The following is a 19,560-nucleotide window of genomic DNA, read 5'->3' as shown; positions in this document are numbered from 1 at the left end:
CTCTTCGGTTTCTTGAATGAAGCATACTTCCCATTTTTTTACTCACTATATGATAGGTTGAAATCCTTTCGCGTAGCTCCGCCCCTTTTCCACAATTAGCCAATGACAGAGGGAAGCGATTGTACAAGATCAAACAACATACTCTTCCATTCTTAGAACAAACTTGATTTATCACAAAAGCAGAAACAAGAAAAACTGCCCCTTCTTTTATGGAGGCAGATATCCGATTCTTCTCACACTAAAAAGTTCTATGAAAAAATATGTAATCCCATAAAAAAGAGAAAGGGAATAATTAACGAAGGTAGTAAGTTAATCGTGTTAAATTTTTTGATCCCGAGAATACTTAAACCAGAAGCTAAAATCAGCACACCACCGATAATGGAAATTTCAGCCAATAATTCTGTAGTTAAATAGTTTTCCATATAGAGAGCACCAAGATAGAAAAATCCCTGCCATAAAAAGAGGACAATCGCCGTAAAGGCGATCCCGACCCCAAACGTAGTCGCTAAAACGATCGAGGTCATCCCATCTAAAATTCCGTTTGTAATTAAATATGTATAATTCCCATGTAACGCCGCCTCCACAGGTCCTAATATGGATAAAGAACCAATGCAAAATAAGAGGATCGCTGTTGAAAGTCCTTCAGCTAAATTTGTTTTGGAAAATCGCTGGACAAGTCTCTTAAACTTCGCTTCCAGTTCTAATTTCTCACCAACTAATCCTCCTATTGCTAGACTGACAATAAAAAGAACGGGATATTCACTAATGGGCATATACTTGACAATCGCATGAATCCCTAAAGCAGTAGCTGCAAGTCCCATCGCCTGCATCACAACCTCTTGATACCTTTCCTTTATCCCTTTCTTAAATAAACTGCCTATTCCACTTCCCAGTATTATCATCACACAGTTAAAAATTGTTCCACCCATTGTTGTTTTCTCCTTCTAAAAAGATGGATGGGCCCCGCATCTTTATTGATTTTGTTTGTGACTTTCCATATTATAAATCGTGCTCAGCCCCTTAGTCCTTGAGCGGAATACTTATTTTCGTATAAGCTCCGCCCTCTGGACGATTTTGTACCGTTATGGAGCCGTGATGCTTCTTTACGAGTTCTTGCGCAATATATAATCCTAAACCAGAATGAGCACCTGTCCCAGTTCTTGATTGATCTTCTCGGTAAAATTTCGAAAAAACTTGTCCGATGTTTTGCTTTGGAAACCCGGGCCCATTGTCCTTTATTTCCATAATCAACATTCCTTTATGAATCCTTGTATCCCATTCAATTTCTCCATACTCTGGACAATAGCGGATACTATTGACGATAATATTATCTAAGACTTGTGATATTCGTTGTGAATCCATATCGACATATTGTTCAGAAGCGACCGTGATATTCGGTGTTAAACGTAGCTGTTTCTCTTGGCAAAGCATTTGGAATTCATTCAGTTTATTCGCAATAAATTCGGTAATATTCACAGACTTTTTTTCGATTGTAAATTCAGGATGTTCAATCGTCGAAACTGTATGTAGCTGATCTAATAATTGGACTGCTCGCTCTGTACTTGAAAAGATGATCTTGATATAACGTTCCGCTCTTTCCTGATCATTGATTCCCCGTTCTATTAATCCTTCGGCATGACCATGAATAATTGTCAGCGGTGTACGAAGATCATGCGCAATCGCAGCGACCATTTCTTTGCGCTCTTCTTCGATTTGCCACTGTCGTAATAGCGACTCTTTTAAGGCAATCCTCATTTCTTCGAAAGCATTAACTAATTCCTGCAGTTCCTTTACCGTTTTAAACTCTACCAATTGAAAATCCAAATCATGATGTTGGATTTTTTTCGCGCCTTCCATTAAGGAGCGAAAAGGTGTCTCCATTTGCTTACTCAATTTTCTACCAATGAGAAAGGAAAATAAATAGAAATAAAAAAATGGAGAGAGTAGGAGCAGTAATGAGAGAATTATAATAAATCCTTTGGATTGTGGATTAGCTGAAGCGACAGTTAACTGATAACGAAAACCAATTGCCCCGATAAAATCACCATCTTTGCTAAGGAGCGGATTAAAGAGAATAATATTATGTTTATCATGTAAACTTCTATTCAACTGCTGCAATAAATCCTGCTCATCTTTTATATATTGTTTCGTTGTCGAACCATATACTAGATTAGCATGGGTGTCTAATACTTGATAATCCAGTCCTTCAAGCGGGATTCGCCTTTCCAATTCCTGCTGTGCTTCCTTCTGCAACAACTGTTCCTTCTCCTGTTCAACGTATTCCATAATAATTGGGATTTGACTTTCATAATAATTAGCTGGATTTATTTTATCTTGATTTTTGATTAGCATGAGGAGTGCGGTCCCCCATGTTAAAACCGTTGCCAAAATACTCAAGATTAATATTTTATAAAATGAGCTAATAACCTGTCTGCGCATAGATTTTACGGCTTTTCCCATTTATATCCTACTCCCCAGACAGTTGAAATAAATATCATGTTTTTATTATATTCAGCTAATTTTGCACGTATTTTTTTAATATGTTCTGTGACAGTAGAGGAATCTCCTTCTGCATCATAGCCCCATATTTTTTCATAAATTTGTTCCCGTGAAAAGATTTGTCCTGGATGAAGGGCAAGTAATTTCAAAAGTTCAAATTCTCTCGATGTAAAAGCAATTCGCTCATTTTGGTAAAAAACTGCATAACCTTCTAAATCAATCAGAAGATGACCAAAATGTAAATATTTAATCGGCCTACTCATTTTTCTTTGTTCCTGGCGAAGGTGGGCCATAATCCGTACATGTAATTCTTTCATACTAAATGGCTTCACTAAATAATCATCCCCACCGATTAATAAGCCTTTGATCCGATCTTCCTCACTGCTCCTCGCACTCAAGAAAATGATTGGACAAGTCACCAGATGGCGAATCTGTTCACATAATTCGAAACCATTCATCCCCGGCATCATCACATCCAGAATAATAAGATCGGGTTTTTGAGCAAGCTTTTGTAAGGCTTCTTCACTGTTATAAGCTGTGAGGACATCATACCCTTGATCAGTAAGGGAGTCCTTCATAAAGCCTACGATACCTTTTTCATCATCGACAATTAAAACCTTCGTCATCTCGCCTTCATCCTATCCATTGTTTCTTCTGCCATATCTTTACATTCATCATACAACTTATAACAATAATTAGAAATAAACTAATATAAAATTCTCCTCGCTGTTCCCCAAGTATTTTAAAAATAGCATCTGAAGTAAGGAAATATTCAAAGTCATCATGGACGTACAAACTTCCAATGAGGGCTGCAACCGTGCCCGCAAATGCTAAGATCGGATTTGGTAAAAGCATACTCATCAAGCTACATAGACCAATTACACCCATCATAATGAAAGTCGCCAATCCATAAAACAATAATGTGTATAACATGCCATAAAAAGCATTCATCGGGCCCGTCTCGTAAAACGTCGTTTCTTCTACATATGGCATACTGATCATCCCAAAGATCGTACCGACAAGCCATGTTACTAGCATAATCGCCATAACAAAACTTGCTTGAACAAGCCATTTCGCTAACAAGATCTTCAATCTTTTTTGCGGTCGGATCAATACAAGCCGCAATGCTCCTGATGAATATTCCCCACTGAAACTATCTACGACAAATATCGGAATTAAAATGAAGTGGAGGAAAATACCTAACTCACGCAAAAGAAAAGGAGCTGTATTGATCGAGTTTAACTGCACAGAATGCTCAGGATCATAAAAACTTAATCCACCCATGGCATATAAAAAGAAACATTCAAATGCTAAGACACAGCCATATATCGCTAAACCAATCATCGTTTTTTTTCGTTTAAATGTACGCTCATATTCGCTAATGATTATATTTTTCATCGAACCATCCTCTCCATACTACTGGGCAACAGTTCCCCATATTTTTCACTCTACTGACTAAGAAACTATTGATTATTTTCTTCATTCAAAAATATCCTTCTTTCTTGTAACCAATAGATGCAAAATCTGAAATAAAACGCAATAACCGATTAGTACAACCATTATCCAACCGAATAAACGTGGTGTTTCAGCCAACATCATTGTAATTCCTTCCCATTGAATCATCGGGATCGATGTAAAAAATATCTTTAGCATCGTTTCATTTCCTACTAAAGCTTGAAATAACTGAATCACATTGGGATAAGCAAAACAGGTTAGCAGAAATCCCATACTAATCCCAAGTGCTGTAGTCATCGTATGAGAAATAACTGCAACACAAAAGATTACACTGCTAATAGCAATTAAAGTAAGAAAAGCCAAACCATAAAATTGTACATTATATAATAGCCCTTCTAGAAATGTGACCGGGTGCGATTGGTAAAATTGTGGATAGGTGTCAGGATTGGAAAACATCCATAGCCCGATACCATAACAAATTAAAAAATAGCTTAATAAATAGAGAAATAGAAAAACGACCATTACAAAAAACTTCGCAAACATGAGTTGTTGAAATGATTTGGTGCGAATGAACACCATTCTTAAAGCTCCTGAGCGATACTCTTCTGTGACCATCATCACAGCCATAATCATTGCGACAAGATTGAAGGCTGTCATAAGCATCTCTGAAAGGCCAAGCACAGGGAAATTACCGGCCACTGTATATTGTGGTAGATCTGGTGTGAATGCTTGATTTTGCTTTTGACAAAAGAGTGCTGAAATATAGACTAAAACTGGAATCATTAGCATCATCAGCCAGGGGATCTTTCGTTTCCACAATCTTTGCCATTCGACTGCCACTAACGTTTTCATCGGGACATCCGCTCCATAAAAAACGTTTCTAGATCTTGTTCATGGTCCAATGCCCCTTGCCACACCAACTCTCCCTCACGAATGATGACAATTTGATCACATATTTTTTGAATTTCTTCAAGTAGATGACTCGAGATCAAAATCGTCTTGCCGTATTGATCTTTCAAGGTCAGAATCAATTCCCGTAATTCTCTCATTCCCATTGGATCCAAACCATTGGCTGGTTCATCTAGAATCAGCAACTCAGGATCACCTAAAAGCGATTGCGCAATGCCGAGTCGTTGTTTCATTCCTAAAGAATAGGTGCGTACCTTCTCATTAGCACGTTCCTCAAGCCCCACAATCGTTAATACCTCCTTGACCTTTTCAGCAATTTCTTGTTTGGACAATCCGTGCAATCTTGCCAAATTCTTTAAATTATCTCGTCCTGTCATATAGGAAAAAAAGATTGGGGACTCAACAATCGCTCCCACATTTTCCAGCGCCTGCTCGCGATTTTTCACAACACTCTGTTGCTGGATCCATAAATCGCCTGCGGTAGGACGAATCAATCCCGTCAGCATCCGAATAAGTGTCGTCTTCCCCGCCCCATTCGGACCAAGCAAACCACAAATCGCCCCCCTCTCAACCTGAAAAGAAACATCCTTCACCAAATACCTTCCTCTCATTCTCTTCGAAACATTCCTACACACTAAAACATTCTTATCCACTCTCATCCCTCCTACCGAGAGTGTAAAACACATTTATAAAGAAATTATAAAGTCGGGGTCAGTCCCCCATCGCGTTAATGTTTTAACGTGGTGGGGGACTGACCCCGTTTAATTGTTTATAGACGAACTCGCGATATTTGATAAAGTTGTGTTTTTTATAGAATTCCTTGGCGATTTTGTTATCGACCCAATAGTCCAGCTCAACAAGGTCAATGGCTTGTTGCTGGGCAAAACGATAGATTTCCTCCATCAAAAATGTGCCAAAGCCCTTATTTTTTTTAGATGGGACAATACTCAGTTGATGGACATAAATCGAATGATATTCTTTGTTAAAAACATTTTCGTGATAATGCCTGATCTCAATCCAGGCATAACCTAGAGCTTCTTTTTTCTCTTTTACAATCAAAAAAATAAAATCCCTATTTTTCATTAATTGCTTAAACAGCTCTTTCACTTCTTCAAAGTTATATTTTCTAAAATACTTCGGGTATAGTGAACAATGCAAATCATGAACAGGTTTATTCAATTTTGCAATTAACTCAAAGTCTTTTGTTTGCCCTATCTTCATTCAAACTCCTCCTGATTACATTTTATGCCCTACTTCCGTACCCGAATATTTCATATAATTGTTAATCGTTGATAATAAAGTTAATCAATTAGATACTTGATAACTTTTTTATGATGATCTTTTTATACAGTAGAATTGTACTACGCAAAAAACTCCGGCCATCGACCGGAGGCTACCACCCACTGAACTCCTATTCACTAGCCTTCATTTCCGCTACAATCGTCGTATACTCTTCTTCCATCTGCCTAAGATATGTGACGACATCTACATCAGAATCGAGGAATTCTCTTGCTTTTGTTGTGATAAAATTATCACCATGGAAGGTCATTTGTGGTCCATATTTAGAATAAGGCGGCAATTCTCCCATTTGGTTGATAAATGGGGCCTTGACGTTATACGTGGCTCCGTCCTCTAAGTCCATATGACCAAATAAGGCGAAGACTTCCTCACTATCATATGTTGGCGCACTTCCAGCAGCAGAGAGGACCTTTTGTCCTTCTTCTGTCGCTAAGTGCGAGATGACAGCCCAGGCAGCTTCTTTGTTTTCACTGTGTTTGGTGATGTTAAATGGCATTGCTGGTGTCGTTGGCGCGATACCTGGTAGATCATCCCATACAGGCACACTAGTCATATCAAAGTTCAAGCCTTCAACTGGGGCGAGTAATGGCAACCACGGCGCTGTACTAATCCACATCGCAATGTTTTGCCCATTTCCGCCGAAGCCATCCGGCCGATCCTCATCCATGTCCAGCAGTCCAGGGATATTGCGAAGCTTGTCAAGCCAGTCGAATACGCGCTTTGTGCTCGGGTCTTGTGTGAATAAAACTTCGCCTGTTTCAGGGTCAGTACTAGGGATAGCAAGCTGGGTATATGGAATGGCATATGATGGCTCAAGTGCTAGCCCTTTGTATTTGACACCATCGACTTCACGCGTCAGTTTTTTTGCCAACTCTAACGCTTCCTCCCAGGTCATCCCTTCAACCGGGTAGGATTCGCCAAACCGGTCAAAAATGTCTTTATTGTAGTACATCACCATCAACGTCGATTCTATCGGCAAGCCATATAGATTTCCCTCTCCAAGAGGGTCTATAGCACGCAAGTTGTCGATGATGCCTTCCCGGAATACGCCAAGGTCAAAGCCACTTTGCTCAATCATATCATCAATAGGCATGAGCAAATCGAGATCTTCGATATACTCCAGCGTCGGAGTAGTTGGAATAATATCGGGTATTTCACCGCGAGCAAATTGTTCCTGTAAAAATTGGGAATCATTTGGTGATCCGGAAATAAGCTTCAATGTAATATTGGGGTACACTTCAGCTATTTGCTCCTGATAACGACGGCTGAACTCCTCTTCACCAACATTGATCAGCATTGTGACTGTGGCAGGCTCTCCATCGTAACCCCAAGTTGTTTCTGGCTCACTTTTGTTATCCTCTGTTATTGGCTCTTCCTTATTGCAAGCAGCTATTAATATGAAGAAGAAAATCAGAAATATAAATAGGTAGTAATTCTTCTTAATTTATACCCCTCCCATCTTTTCGGTTCCTTCCTCTGGCCATAGCTTTTTTTACTCCCCCTTCTAATTCGTCTCTATCTAACGTATTTTCAATCTAACGTATGCTAGTTAAAATTAGTTCATTCCTTTTATTTTGGGGTCGTCCTCCCAATACCTAAAACATCAAAGCAGCAGGGATTGGATTGGCCCCATTACGAATAAAATTTCCTCTTATAATGGGCTAGCGTGACTAACGGCCAAATTAAATCATAACTATGATAATGAATATAAAAGGCTCCTGCCATTCCTTGCCCTTTTGGATACTCTCTTGTCCATGCTACTTCTTTTTGCTGAATAAGAAATTCTATCCCACTGTTTATTTGCGGCGTCCTTTCCGTTGCTGTAGCAATAAGTGCATCGAGCGCCCAAGCTGTATGGGATCTCGTGCTACTTTGCAGCGAAATATAATGATTCGCTTTGTCACTATTACAAGATTCTCCCCAGCCACCATCTGCTAGTTGAATTTTTTGCAACCAGCCAACTGCTTTTTGCAAAGCAGGATGTTGTGCTGGAATCCCCACGGACCTTAACCCTGTTACGGCTGCCCATGTGCCGTAAATATAATAAATCCCCCATCTTGCATCCCATGAGCCATCTTTCTGCTGGTGCTCAAGTAACCAGTCAATCCCACGCCGTATCAACGGATGATCTTTTTTCATATCAGTGTAATGGCCGAGAAATTCTAATGTTCTTCCTGTTAAATCAGGTGTAGAAGGATCTAACACTAGGTCTTCTACACGCTCAATCGGCAACAATGTGAGTAAGTCTTGATCAATATTTCGTTCAAATGCTGGCCAGCCCCCATCATCATTTTGCATTGACATTACCCACTGGATACCGCGATTCCATAATGGTAAATTGTCGTTATTTTTGCCTACAGATAAGGCCATTGCCCTTAATGCGGCAGTAGAGTCATCTACATCTGGATTAATTGTATTGATATCAGAAAAGCCCCAGCCACCAGGTGGGATGTTCGGATTATGCAAAGCCCAATCACCAAGCTTGTGTTGTTGACGTGATTGTAAATATTGATTGGCCCTTTCAACGACCGAGGATTCGGATGGGACACCAGCCTCTTGTAATGCATAACTAATTAATGCCGTATTCCATACATTCGCTATTGTGTATTGAATATGGGGACTGTCCCCAATTTGGCAGATCGTAGACTTAATCCCCTCCACTGCTCTAGCTATAATGGAATGCTTTTTTTCATATCCTTGGGCTAAAAAAGCAAAAATCATAAAATATGTGGCACTAAAATAACTTTCAAGTGTTCCATTTGGTTCGATTCGCTTCATTATATAATCATTTGTACGCGTTAGAGCGAGTTGATGCAACTCTTCAGGTAATCCTAATAAAGCCTCCACTCCTTGTTCAATCACATCTAAGATAGAACCCCAGTCACGTCTATCCTCTATAGTAAAAAAAGCAGTGTTCCCAGTTATCAGTAGCTCCGATAAATTTGGGGTTTGTTGCGTTTGCATGGTGAATTTTTTATCGGAAAGAATAAAAAGAGGTGCAAGGTTCGCTCTTGCAAAAACTGAGAAATCAAAGAAATTAATTGGGAATGTGTCTGGTAAGAGCATAAATTCAAGTGGAATCGGAAAAATATCAGACCATTTATATTGACCGGCAATCGCTAACATTATTTTCGTAAAAATTTGCGTCTGAGCAAGTCCTCCATTCTCTCTAATAAATTGTTCGGCAGCTATCAGCTCAGGTTCATGTTTGCTTTTATAGCCCGAATATAAAAGGGCGAAATAAGCTTCCACTGTTGCAGAAAGATTTCCATCCTTTTCATCTTGATATAATTTCCATGCACCATTGGCTTCTTGTCTCTCCATAATCCGATGCACCAGCCCCTTAATTAGCCTTTCTTCCCTATCAATTTCAAGTATTCTCAGCAAAATAATTGTATAACAATCCGTCACAATTCCCATCTCAAACGGATAACTCCACGATCCATCAGCTGATTGATCCTGAAAAAACTTAGCAATAATCCGACTAATCTCCTCATCCACTTTCCTCAACAGCCTTCCCTCCATTCTCCTCACTCCTATAAACATATTCTTCATGTAAAATGAACATTTACCTTTTGGGGACTGACCCCCACCGTGGTAAAGCGTTAACGCGATGGGGGTCAGTCCCCGAACTTGGTAAAGCGTTAATGCGATGGGGGACAGTCCCCGAATTTTGTATTGCGCTTTCGCTTTTCACATGCTATGATGGGTGTAACTTTTAATGAACGGAGGGTTTTCCTAGTGGCAACTATTAGACTTCGATTCCAAACTTTGAACCAGTAATTGAATATGGTCAAAGCTCTGCTGACTGTGCAGGGTTACGGGATTAGTCTGCCTATTTAGGGGAACCTCAAATTTCACAATTTTTAGCGACAGAGGGAGAGACGATTCTCTCTCTTTTTGTTGTTCTTATATATCCAGCAACCTTTCCATCTACAAAATGGGTTCTTTTACTCGAATTATCTCATCGTGCTCAATAGGAGTGGATAACACGAATGATTAAAGTGTCGAGTAAATCCTTAAATTTCCTTTCCTTACGAGAAAGGGATTTCTATTCCAATGGGATTTTTTCTATTGAACCCGTTTCCCTTGCACAGGCAGAGCGCCTGTGTTTTTTATTTTTCAAAAAAATCGGAGGGATTACTTTATGGAAAGAAAAGCAATAATCGTTGGAGTGAATCGTCAACAAGCCTTGGAAAATTTCACCTATTCTATGGAAGAATTAGTGAATTTAGCTACTGCATGTCATATTTCCGTGATAGGTGAAATCGCGCAAAACTTACAGCATTTTGATAAAACATATTATATTGGCAGCGGAAAAGTGGAAGAATTACAAGCACTTATTGCCGAACTTGAGGCAAATATCGTCGTTTTTGATGATGAGCTCTCCCCTTCGCAAATTCGCAATTTAGAAGAAAAATTAGATTGTGAAGTGATCGACCGTACTATGTTGATTTTGGAAATTTTCGCTAGCAGAGCCAAAACAAAAGAGTCTCAACTTCAAGTAGAGATCGCCAGACTAAACTATATGCTTCCCCGCTTAGTCGGAAGCCGTGAATCCTTAGGACGACAAGGCGGGGGCGCCGGCTTAAAAAATCGCGGGGCTGGCGAAACGAAATTAGAACTGGATCGTCGTAAAATTGAAATGAAGATTTCAGCATTATCAAAGGAACTGGAACAATTGGTTGCTCGAAGAAAGATCCAAAGAAAGCAACGCCATAAAAATGAAATTCCTGTTGTCTCTCTTGTTGGATATACGAATGCTGGCAAATCGACTCTAATGAATACCATGCTAAACAATCATCAGGCCGATCAGGAAAAACAAGTATTTGAAAAAGATATGTTATTTGCCACATTAGAAACAGCAGTAAGGAAAATTGATTTACCAGGAAACAAATCTTTTTTATTAACAGACACAGTCGGATTCATTAACAAGCTTCCCCATCATCTTGTTAAAGCATTTCGTTCTACCCTCGAAGAGGTAATGGAAGCAGATCTACTTGTTCATGTGATCGATTATTCGAACCCTTACCATGAGGAACAGAAAACATTAACCAATCAGGTTTTACAAGAGATGGGTGTTGAAAACATTCCGGTCCTGTACGCCTACAATAAGGCGGATAAAGTTGATGGTCCTTTTCCCTCACAGGAAAATAGCGTTTATATCGCAGCTAAAACTGGTGAAGGTATAGAAGAGTTTACAAAATTGCTTAGTGAACAAATTTTTCAGGATTATCTGCAATGTGATTTATTCATTCCGTATACCGATGGGGCTGTCATTTCATACTTCAATGAGCATAGTCAAATTCTCGCAACTCGTTATGAGGAAGAGGGGACTGCATTCACTGTAGAATGTAAAAAAGCAGACGCCGAGAAATTCCAGCAATATGTAAGAAAGGCGGAGGCAGCAGATTAGAAGATGAATGCAGAGAAAAGGAAGGGTAAAGAATCAAGTATTGCCGGCTAGGAGAGGTGCATTGCCTCTCCCCCTTTCGTCCACTGTATGACTATGAAGCAAATTAAAAAATGAAAAATGGAGGAATCCCGATGACGAATTCCAATAAACAAGTGTTTGACATCGCAAAAAAGCATGGGCTCCATTTGCAGATGGATTCTATAAAAAGAAATGAATCAGGTCTTGATTTTCAAGTTATCTTCGCTATAGATTTAGATGGTGAGCGGTGGGTGCTTCGACTTCCTAGAAGGGCTGATGTTATTCCAACTGCACAAAAAGAGAAAAAGATTCTGGATGTGGTAGGGCCTAAACTTACCATTCAAACACCTGATTGGCGCATTTTCTCAGAGCAGTTGATTGCCTATAAATTGTTAACTGGTATACCAACTGGAACGATTGATCCAGAAGCAAAGGCTTATAAATGGGAGATAGACGAAAAAAATATTCCCACACTTTTTCATAAATCATTAGCAAAATCATTAGTAGAATTACACAGCATTCAACATGAGGAGGCTCAGCAAGCCGGGTTATCCGTTAAAACTCCAGTTAAATTAAGAAATTCTATGCTAGAAAGAATGGAATGGGTAAAATCAACCTACGGCGTGAGTCAAAAGCTATGGAACCGTTGGCAAAAATGGCTGGGAAATGATTCACTATGGCCCCAAAAAACAGCGTTCATTCACGGTGATCTACATGCCGGCCATATTCTTATTAAACAAAAAGATGCTAGTGTCACAGGATTGATCGATTGGACTGAAGCGCAAGTAAGTGATCCTGCTAACGATTTTACTGCACATTTAGCAACTTTCGGCGAGACTGCTTTAAAAGAATTGATCCATTTTTATAAAGAAGCAGGCGGTTACGTGTGGCCCACTATGTTTGAACATACTAGCGAGCTTTTAGCGGCCTATCCAATTGGAATCGCCGAATTTGCTGCAAAGTCTGGTTTACTAGAGTATGAAGAAATAGCAAAAACTACCCTTGGAGTATAAAAGCATATATTAAAAACTATGGATTCTCAGTAGTTTTCCTTTCCCAAAAGACTTATATTAGTTTTTTCATAGTTAAATATTTCCACTCTCCGACTTCCCTATGATATCCTTTGCTTATCCAAACAAATCACTTTGACGTTAGGAAGGATAGGATGAATACAAATATTTTAAAAAATGATTGGGCAACAAAAGTCGGTGAGGAATTTACAAAACCATACTATGTTAAATTAAGAGAATTTCTAAAAAAGGAATATGCTACCCAAACGATTTATCCACCGATGAATGATATTTTTAATGCTCTCCATTACACTTCTTTTGAGCAAGTAAAAGTCGTGATATTGGGGCAGGATCCTTACCATGGTCCCCATCAAGCTCATGGACTGAGCTTTTCTGTGCAGCCGACAGTCAAACAACCGCCATCGCTGAGAAATATTTTTATTGAACTGGAGAATGATCTTGGCTACCCACCACCTGATCATGGTTATTTAGTCAGTTGGGCTGAACAAGGAGTGTTACTATTAAACTCTGTTTTAACCGTCCGTCAAGGACAGGCCCATTCCCATCGAGGCAAAGGCTGGGAAATCTTCACCGACCAAGTTATAAAAGTTTTGAATGAAAAAACAACACCAGTTGTTTATATTTTATGGGGAAGTGCGGCACAAAGTAAACAAGCTCTGATTGATACATCGAAGCATTATATTATTAAGTCTCCCCACCCAAGTCCATTATCTGCTTACCGTGGCTTTTTTGGCAGCAAACCATTTTCTCAAACAAATGATATTCTAAGAAAGACGGGGCAAACGGAAGTAGAGTGGCGAATTGAATAAAGAACATCTATATCGATTGCTGTTGATGAATAGACAGCAATCGATATTAACCCATACAAAACATTTTCGCCAGCTATGCTTTCGTGTTTTTAAATAGTCGCTTTCTTGCACTTTCTAAGCTATCTTCACCAGTCTTTTGTTTGACAGGCGCAAATTCCTTCTCTCGTTCTACTTGTAAAACAGACATCTTTTCGGCAAGCGGAAACACATCAAAATAAAATTTTTCCAATTTATATCCATTGGGAGAGTTGACTTGCACATGCTGGCCATATTCATCAATTAGTGGAATCACCTTATGGGCAAAATGGTAAGGAAGAGATGAATTTATTGCTTTTTCGAGGAAGGTTATGTGAAAAAGATGAATACCCATATTCGCATTGATCAACATCTGATCAATCACTTCCTTCGCGTCCAATTCAGAGTATTCCACTACACTTGGCCTCCCATTTGCTAGACATAATAGACCGACTTTTTCATCTGGGCTCCGTTTCCTTACCGCCTTACTAGAAATTTCAGCTCCACTTTCTTCAGCAAACCCAATAAATAGAGGGTCTGCCACTTGGACAAGCGCATTATCAATATTATTCAAAAACACCCAATCAATCTCTTTTTCTTGCAAATCATCCCATACCCCACTTGACTTCATTGAAGAAAATAAACCGCCATTGCCATTCGGTGCCATTGAAATCTCTGATTGACTCTCTAAAATCATTTTTCCCGCTGATGTGATCGTTGGGATTAATTCCTGTTGAAAAAAATAAATTTGTTTTGGATCGCATTGGAAGTAATCGTTCTTAGTAAAAAACGCCTTTGTCTCGTCATCGTTACTAGGACTTGTCATAATATACCAGGGAATCTTAGCTCCTGCTTTCTCTTCAACTGCACGCAATCGCTTAGCTTGTAAAGCAAATAGCGATTGATCTGATGAATCTCCTAAAGAGACCGTTCCTTTTGGTCCGTCATGCCCTAAACGAGTCCCTTGCCCTCCAGCGAGAAGAAGTACAGCTACTTTTCCTGCTTTTATGCGCTCAAGGCCGCACTCTTCTAACTTTTTTCTTCTCGTTTTAGAAAGATGAGGCATCGATTCATAATCGATAGGCGTGATTTTTGCCTGCTGCTGTATACGATGGGAAATGAATTGTCGAGAGGCAACTTCCATTTCCTGCAAATCAATCCCCTCGATTTGCTCAAGTAATTTTTCTTGCTCACCTGGCTTCAATTGGTGAAAAAAGGAAAGCAAATGCTCCTGATGATATTGAGTCAATTTTCCCTTCAAAATTTTGTATTTATTCATTTAAACTCTTCCTTTCCCTGTTTCTCCCTCAACTTCCTTGCGTATGAACCCTATTTTGGACTTTTTGCTGTTTAAATGCGTAAGTGGCAGATAAAAAATTGAACTCAATATGAAGCAATACAGACAGAAAGATGGATTGTGTATAATCAGCGATCGCACCAAATAGAATCCCGCCAATGAACGCGAAACACATATAGCGAATACTCAGTCTATTTAATTTGTAATATTGTAAATGAGCGATTGCAAATAAGAATGCCGAGATTACAACAGCTATAGTGACTGGTAAATAAGCTATCTCAATCAAAGTATACTGATACTGAAATGATTGATTCAATATCGGTAATATCAATCCTCTAAAGACAACTTCCTCGAACAAAGGATAGAAAATCACAAAGTTTATCGTATTATATACCCCAATCGGCTTGTACCCCGAATATTTCGCCATAACCATATTCACGATAAATAGTGCCAAACAGACAAGGAGCACTTGACGATCAAGCGCTGGAAGATTGTATACAAAATGTTCCTTCACTAAAAAGGAAACAGCAACTGCCATAAATCCCCAGACGTAAATGCTAGTCTTATTTATATTGGCCATTCCTAATTTTCTTGTAATCATTGTGATCGCCCATTTAATGATTGCAAAGGAAAACGTTAATAGAAGCGCCCAGATTATGATGACCATTTAATTATGATTTTCGCCCCTTCCCCGCTAGCTCAATTACATTTCTTATAAAAGGCGCTTTTTCCTTTGTATATGTTGGTCTATCTTGAATATACCTAGCGGCTAGGTCTTTTTTTACTGCAATGTACTCATTAGCCACTTGGGGATTTGCTCGTAAATAATCCCGAAACCATAATTTCTCTTTCCACTCCATACTATCAATCTCACATATATGTAAATGACATGTCCCTTGTCCCCACTCCCCCTTCCTAAAAAACTTTCTATCACTCCATTCAGGTTTTGGAACATACTCAAATTCAATTTTCTCTAAAGATTTTACGAATTGAGGAACTTCTTGTAAATCTTGTACACCAACCATGATGTCAATAATCGGTTTCGCCTTCATTCCTTTGATCGCTGTACTGCCAATATGCTCGATCCCTGAAATTTCCCCCCCGATCACCGCAATGATTTTCATTTTCTCCTCAACAAATTGTCTTTCCCACTTCGGAGTATAATCCACTAGTTGAACAGTAGACTTTGCCAATTTATCACTTCCCTTATTTAAGATAAATCTCTTATCCAAAAACAAACCAAATCACTCGAATCACTTAGCCTCTGATTACTTGAATATAATTCAATCCCTTTTTAGGTGGTGAACCCTTATCATGATTCTAATTTAAAATTTACTTTAATGATATATGATTAATGATTCATCTTAATATAGTCCAATAATATCCGTAAACAAAGTCTATTCAATCCTTTTTAGGAAAGCGTTAACATATAAAATAAAGTGACTTTTAATCATCAATCTCACTAGCAGCTTGACCCACGGTCATAATGTTAGCAAATAGACATAGTACGATATGGAGGGGATCATTAATGAACAAACATATTCGGTGGATATCAAGCACAGCAGACCAGACCTGGCAGCCAAAAAGTGATATCAAAGCCACATCTGACAAGAGTAATCTAGCTTTAACAGGAGAAAAATTTCAATTGGTTGATGGGTTTGGTGGTTGTTTTAATGAGCTGAGTTGGAAGGCCTTACAAGAACTAACGGATGAAGAGCGAGAAAATGTCTTTCATTCCCTCTTTCATCCAGGAGGAGAGCAAAAATTTTCTATATGCCGTATCCCTATTGGTGCTAGTGATTATGCGCTTGATTGGTATAGCTTAAATGAAACGGATGAAGACTATGCAATGGAACATTTTACGATTGAAAGGGATAAAAAACACCTTATTCCTTACATAAAAGAGGCACTAAAATATAATCCAAACCTTGTATTCTTCGCCTCCCCATGGAGTCCGCCAACATGGATGAAGACACCTAAAGCTTATAATTATGGGACACTTCGTTGGGAAGAAGACGTGCTCTCTGCTTACGCACTTTATTTTGTGAAGTTTGTTCAAGCTTATTAAGAGGAAGGCATAACGATTCACCAAATCCACGTTCAAAACGAAGTAGTTGCAGATCAAAAATTCCCTTCCTGTGTCTGGACCGGTGAACAGCTTCGTGATTTTATCCGTGACTATTTAGGACCCGCATTTGATAAACATGGGTTGGATACCGAAATTTGGCTGGGGACGATTAATGCACCAGAACCATGGGAAGAGCTAACCAATAAAACAACCTCAGATTTCGATGTCTATGCTAATATTGTGTTAAGTGATCCAGATGCCAATCAATATATTACAGGTGTTGGTTATCAGTGGGCTGGAAAATATGCCATCCAACGGACTAGAGCAAGCTATCCCGATAAAAAATATATGCAAACTGAAAATGAATGTGGTGATGGCACCAATACATGGGATTATGCTAAATATGTTTTTAATTTGTATCAACATTATTTTACAAATGGTGTCAATAGTTATATATACTGGAATATGGCTCTGCCTCCTAAAGGCCGTAGTACATGGGGATGGGAACAAAATTCACTGATCACAGTGGACCCAGCAACAAAAGCAAGAATAAACAATCCAGAGTATTTCGTAATGAAGCATTTTTCACATTATATTATACCGGGTGCGGTGAGATTAGGGCTTACAGGCCCTTGGACAGGGAATGCATTAGCTTTTAAAAATCCAGATAATTCTATCGTCTTGATCATCGCCAATCCATTTAAAGATGAACGTATCCTTCATTTCCAGGATTCAGAAACCACATATCAGTTTGCCTTAAAACCTGAATCTTTTAATACAATTATTCAATTTGAGACTCATGGATAAATTCTGAGATTTATTTTGTCGCATACTTAGGAATAATGGGAACATAATTGTCCCAAATATTCTTGATTAGTTTTTAGAATGAATTTGTATAAGCTAAGATAGGGTGGTCCATCTACAGACTATCCTATTTTTAATGGGAAAAGAGGGACATATATGGTCAAATATAGGGGGCGGATTAAGTACCTATTGATTTTAATAAAACATTATTTTAATCATTATTTCATGGAGAGTATTCAGCGAAAATTAATTAGTACATTGCTAATCATTATCTTGGTACCCCTTATTACTTTTTTAATGATTTCAACTAATATAGCAAGAGGAACAGTTGAATCTTCAGAGATAAGCTCGAATATATCTCGAGTAGACCTATCTGGCGACTATATTGAATATCAACTGCAAGAATACGATGAACTATTATTTTCATCTATGGTGGATGATATGTTAGTTCCCTATTTAACTGAACCCATTCAACCATCCAATGTCTATACCATTCAATCCTTTATACAAGATAAGCTGCTTAATTTGTACAATAGTCGCTCAAGTATCCAGGCGGCCTCCCTTATTTCATTTGAAAATAAAATGAGTTACCGTCTCCAGGACAATGACTTTTTTGTTAATCCCTATCTGTATGCTCCAGATAATCCTGGCAGAAAAGACGTTCTATTTAATATGAATGATTCGGCCGATAGCTTTACACTTGAACGAAACATATTTCGCTTTGAAGATCAAAAATTAATTGGAAGAATAAAAGTCGATATACATTTTTCCTTGTTTGACCCAATTATGAAAAACCTTCAAAGCAATAAAGGCGAACATGTTTTGTTAATTAGTACAACCGGTCAAATCCTTTATAATCCTAGCTATACCTCCATAGGCAATCTTGCTAAAAAAACTTCGAAAAATCTTATGAATGGAGAAATACAGGCTGAAACAACTTATCATCAAGAAGATGATGTCTATGTTTTTCAAAAAAAATTAAATAAAAATATTATCTTAATAAAGCTAGTTCCCAATGAAGTCATGAATATTGGGGCTACCCATATTCGGCAATCCGGAACAATGATTATTTTCATTTCTATCCTTTTAACCATTCTTCTATCCATTTTTGTTGCAGGCGAAGTGACAAAGCCAATTATTCAACTATCAAAAACAATGGAGAATGTGGAAGAAAATAATTTTAAAGTCAAAATAAATACATATCGTTTAGATGAAATCGGAATTTTAAACCGCAAATTCCAAGAAATGCTTGCTAGGATTCGCGAATTAATCGAAAAAGATTTTAAGCGAGAAATGGAAAAGAAAGATGCACAATTTTTAGCCCTACAGGCACAAATCAATCCTCATTTCTTATATAACACCCTACAAGTGATTGGCGGAATGGCGATTAAAAAAGACGCTAAGGAAATCGATGATGTTTCACAACGCTTAAGTCGTATGTTTCGCTATATTACAAGAAGCCAAAATAGTATTGTTCAGATTCACGAAGAAGTTAATCATTTAAACAATTATTTATATATCCAGCAAATACGTTTTCATGATAAAGTCAACATCCAGCTCTTTGTTGACGAAGATGCAAAAAATGGGTTCATCCCCTTATTGACGATTCAACCATTAATAGAAAATTGCTTTATTCATGGATTTGACTCCAAGCTAGATGACTGGGTTATTAAAGTAGATATTCAAAAAGTCTTTGACGAAGTTGAGATCGTCATTGAAGATAATGGACTGGGTATTTCTCCAGAGAATTTACTAGCAATCCAAAGGAATCTCTCATCTGGTAAATATGTTCAAAAAGGGAGAATTGGTCTGCAAAATGTGAATGCAAGAATAAAACTCTTTTTTGGCGATGAATATGGAATTGATATCCAAAGTGAACAAAGTAAATTCACAAGGATCATTTTGAGATTGCCCTATCAAACAACGAAAGGAGCGTAATT

16 protein-coding genes and 1 pseudogene are annotated in these 19,560 nt (G+C 38.4%); 5 read left to right on the top strand and 12 right to left on the bottom strand.

From position 1 onward, the window contains the following. Positions 1 to 248: 248 nt before the first annotated feature. The 9 genes from J2Z23_RS18535 to shc form a co-directional block, all read right to left on the bottom strand. Entirely contained in the window at positions 249 to 929 is a 681-nt protein-coding gene (locus tag J2Z23_RS18535) for a DUF554 domain-containing protein (RefSeq protein ID WP_209974815.1), read from the bottom strand. 91 nt (positions 930 to 1,020) lie between these two features. After that, on the bottom strand, positions 1,021 to 2,460 hold the full coding sequence (locus J2Z23_RS18530) for a sensor histidine kinase (RefSeq protein WP_209974813.1): 1,440 nt from the start codon (positions 2,458 to 2,460) through the stop codon (positions 1,021 to 1,023). Further along, positions 2,445 to 3,125: a response regulator transcription factor gene (locus tag J2Z23_RS18525; RefSeq protein ID WP_057982913.1), complete on the bottom strand. Its 681-nt coding sequence runs from the start codon at positions 3,123 to 3,125 to the stop codon at positions 2,445 to 2,447. Before J2Z23_RS18525 ends, J2Z23_RS18530 begins: the two co-directional genes overlap by 16 nt. A gap of 7 nt (positions 3,126 to 3,132) precedes the next feature. Continuing rightward, positions 3,133 to 3,897: an ABC transporter permease gene (locus tag J2Z23_RS18520; protein WP_209974811.1), complete on the bottom strand. Its 765-nt coding sequence runs from the start codon at positions 3,895 to 3,897 to the stop codon at positions 3,133 to 3,135. Positions 3,898 to 3,978: 81 nt separating this feature from the next. After that, positions 3,979 to 4,806, bottom strand: coding sequence for an ABC transporter permease (locus J2Z23_RS18515; RefSeq protein ID WP_057982909.1), 828 nt, complete (start codon positions 4,804 to 4,806; stop codon positions 3,979 to 3,981). After that, complete coding sequence (locus J2Z23_RS18510; protein WP_057982906.1) at positions 4,803 to 5,522, bottom strand: ABC transporter ATP-binding protein; 720 nt, start codon at positions 5,520 to 5,522, stop codon at positions 4,803 to 4,805. Before J2Z23_RS18510 ends, J2Z23_RS18515 begins: the two co-directional genes overlap by 4 nt. 76 nt (positions 5,523 to 5,598) lie before the next feature. Then, the gene (locus tag J2Z23_RS18505; protein ID WP_209974808.1) at positions 5,599 to 6,084 is read right to left on the bottom strand and encodes a GNAT family N-acetyltransferase; all 486 of its coding nucleotides are present in this window, start codon (positions 6,082 to 6,084) and stop codon (positions 5,599 to 5,601) included. A 190-nt stretch (positions 6,085 to 6,274) separates the two neighbouring features. Next, entirely contained in the window at positions 6,275 to 7,459 is a 1,185-nt protein-coding gene (locus J2Z23_RS18500) for an ABC transporter substrate-binding protein (protein WP_209974806.1), read from the bottom strand. A gap of 335 nt (positions 7,460 to 7,794) precedes the next feature. Next, positions 7,795 to 9,663, bottom strand: a complete 1,869-nt coding sequence (gene shc / locus J2Z23_RS18495; RefSeq protein WP_338018445.1) for a squalene--hopene cyclase — start codon at positions 9,661 to 9,663, stop codon at positions 7,795 to 7,797. A gap of 646 nt (positions 9,664 to 10,309) precedes the next feature. Between shc and hflX the strand changes: the two genes are divergently transcribed. From hflX to J2Z23_RS18480, 3 genes are all read left to right on the top strand, one after another. Next, on the top strand, positions 10,310 to 11,578 hold the full coding sequence (gene hflX, locus J2Z23_RS18490; RefSeq protein WP_057982898.1) for a GTPase HflX: 1,269 nt from the start codon (positions 10,310 to 10,312) through the stop codon (positions 11,576 to 11,578). A gap of 131 nt (positions 11,579 to 11,709) precedes the next feature. Beyond that, positions 11,710 to 12,609, top strand: a complete 900-nt coding sequence (locus J2Z23_RS18485; RefSeq protein WP_057982896.1) for a macrolide 2'-phosphotransferase — start codon at positions 11,710 to 11,712, stop codon at positions 12,607 to 12,609. A 152-nt stretch (positions 12,610 to 12,761) separates the two neighbouring features. After that, a complete protein-coding gene (locus J2Z23_RS18480) occupies positions 12,762 to 13,436 on the top strand; it encodes a uracil-DNA glycosylase (protein ID WP_057982895.1) in 675 nt (224 codons plus the stop codon). 73 nt (positions 13,437 to 13,509) lie between these two features. On the opposite strand, the gene J2Z23_RS18475 is transcribed toward J2Z23_RS18480, so the two are convergent. From J2Z23_RS18475 to J2Z23_RS18465, 3 genes are read right to left on the bottom strand one after another with little or no spacing between them, the layout of a single operon-like run. After that, a complete protein-coding gene (locus J2Z23_RS18475; protein ID WP_209974802.1) occupies positions 13,510 to 14,730 on the bottom strand; it encodes a UTP--glucose-1-phosphate uridylyltransferase in 1,221 nt (406 codons plus the stop codon). Between the two features lie 28 nt (positions 14,731 to 14,758). Beyond that, positions 14,759 to 15,415, bottom strand: coding sequence for a CPBP family intramembrane glutamic endopeptidase (locus J2Z23_RS18470; RefSeq protein ID WP_064468485.1), 657 nt, complete (start codon positions 15,413 to 15,415; stop codon positions 14,759 to 14,761). A 4-nt stretch (positions 15,416 to 15,419) separates the two neighbouring features. Next, the gene (locus J2Z23_RS18465; protein WP_238482854.1) at positions 15,420 to 15,980 is read right to left on the bottom strand and encodes a GrpB family protein; all 561 of its coding nucleotides are present in this window, start codon (positions 15,978 to 15,980) and stop codon (positions 15,420 to 15,422) included. A gap of 296 nt (positions 15,981 to 16,276) precedes the next feature. Between J2Z23_RS18465 and J2Z23_RS18460 the strand changes: the two are divergent. Next, positions 16,277 to 17,623: pseudogene (locus tag J2Z23_RS18460) on the top strand (glycoside hydrolase family 30 protein). Between the two features lie 153 nt (positions 17,624 to 17,776). Beyond that, positions 17,777 to 19,558, top strand: coding sequence for a sensor histidine kinase (locus J2Z23_RS18455; protein WP_209974800.1), 1,782 nt, complete (start codon positions 17,777 to 17,779; stop codon positions 19,556 to 19,558). Positions 19,559 to 19,560: the final 2 nt, after the last annotated feature.

This window comes from Lederbergia galactosidilytica (assembly GCF_017873565.1).
GTDB lineage: Bacteria > Bacillota > Bacilli > Bacillales > Bacillaceae_C > Lederbergia > Lederbergia galactosidilytica.
Note: the sequence above shows the minus strand (reverse complement) of the source record. Positions and strands in the feature narration are given on the sequence as shown.

Bases quoted from the DNA above. Each gene is read 5' to 3' on its own strand.
- J2Z23_RS18535 (WP_209974815.1), bottom strand. From the start codon at position 929: ATGGGTGGAACAATTTTTAACTGTGTGATGATAATACTGGGAAGTGGA.
- J2Z23_RS18530 (WP_209974813.1), bottom strand. From the start codon at position 2,460: ATGGGAAAAGCCGTAAAATCTATGCGCAGACAGGTTATTAGCTCATTT.
- J2Z23_RS18525 (WP_057982913.1), bottom strand. From the start codon at position 3,125: ATGACGAAGGTTTTAATTGTCGATGATGAAAAAGGTATCGTAGGCTTT.
- J2Z23_RS18520 (WP_209974811.1), bottom strand. From the start codon at position 3,897: ATGAAAAATATAATCATTAGCGAATATGAGCGTACATTTAAACGAAAA.
- J2Z23_RS18515 (WP_057982909.1), bottom strand. From the start codon at position 4,806: ATGAAAACGTTAGTGGCAGTCGAATGGCAAAGATTGTGGAAACGAAAG.
- J2Z23_RS18510 (WP_057982906.1), bottom strand. From the start codon at position 5,522: ATGAGAGTGGATAAGAATGTTTTAGTGTGTAGGAATGTTTCGAAGAGA.
- J2Z23_RS18505 (WP_209974808.1), bottom strand. From the start codon at position 6,084: ATGAAGATAGGGCAAACAAAAGACTTTGAGTTAATTGCAAAATTGAAT.
- J2Z23_RS18500 (WP_209974806.1), bottom strand. From the start codon at position 7,459: ATGCTGATCAATGTTGGTGAAGAGGAGTTCAGCCGTCGTTATCAGGAG.
- hflX (WP_057982898.1), top strand. From the start codon at position 10,310: ATGGAAAGAAAAGCAATAATCGTTGGAGTGAATCGTCAACAAGCCTTG.
- J2Z23_RS18485 (WP_057982896.1), top strand. From the start codon at position 11,710: ATGACGAATTCCAATAAACAAGTGTTTGACATCGCAAAAAAGCATGGG.
- J2Z23_RS18480 (WP_057982895.1), top strand. From the start codon at position 12,762: ATGAATACAAATATTTTAAAAAATGATTGGGCAACAAAAGTCGGTGAG.
- J2Z23_RS18475 (WP_209974802.1), bottom strand. From the start codon at position 14,730: ATGAATAAATACAAAATTTTGAAGGGAAAATTGACTCAATATCATCAG.
- J2Z23_RS18470 (WP_064468485.1), bottom strand. From the start codon at position 15,415: ATGGTCATCATAATCTGGGCGCTTCTATTAACGTTTTCCTTTGCAATC.
- J2Z23_RS18455 (WP_209974800.1), top strand. From the start codon at position 17,777: ATGGTCAAATATAGGGGGCGGATTAAGTACCTATTGATTTTAATAAAA.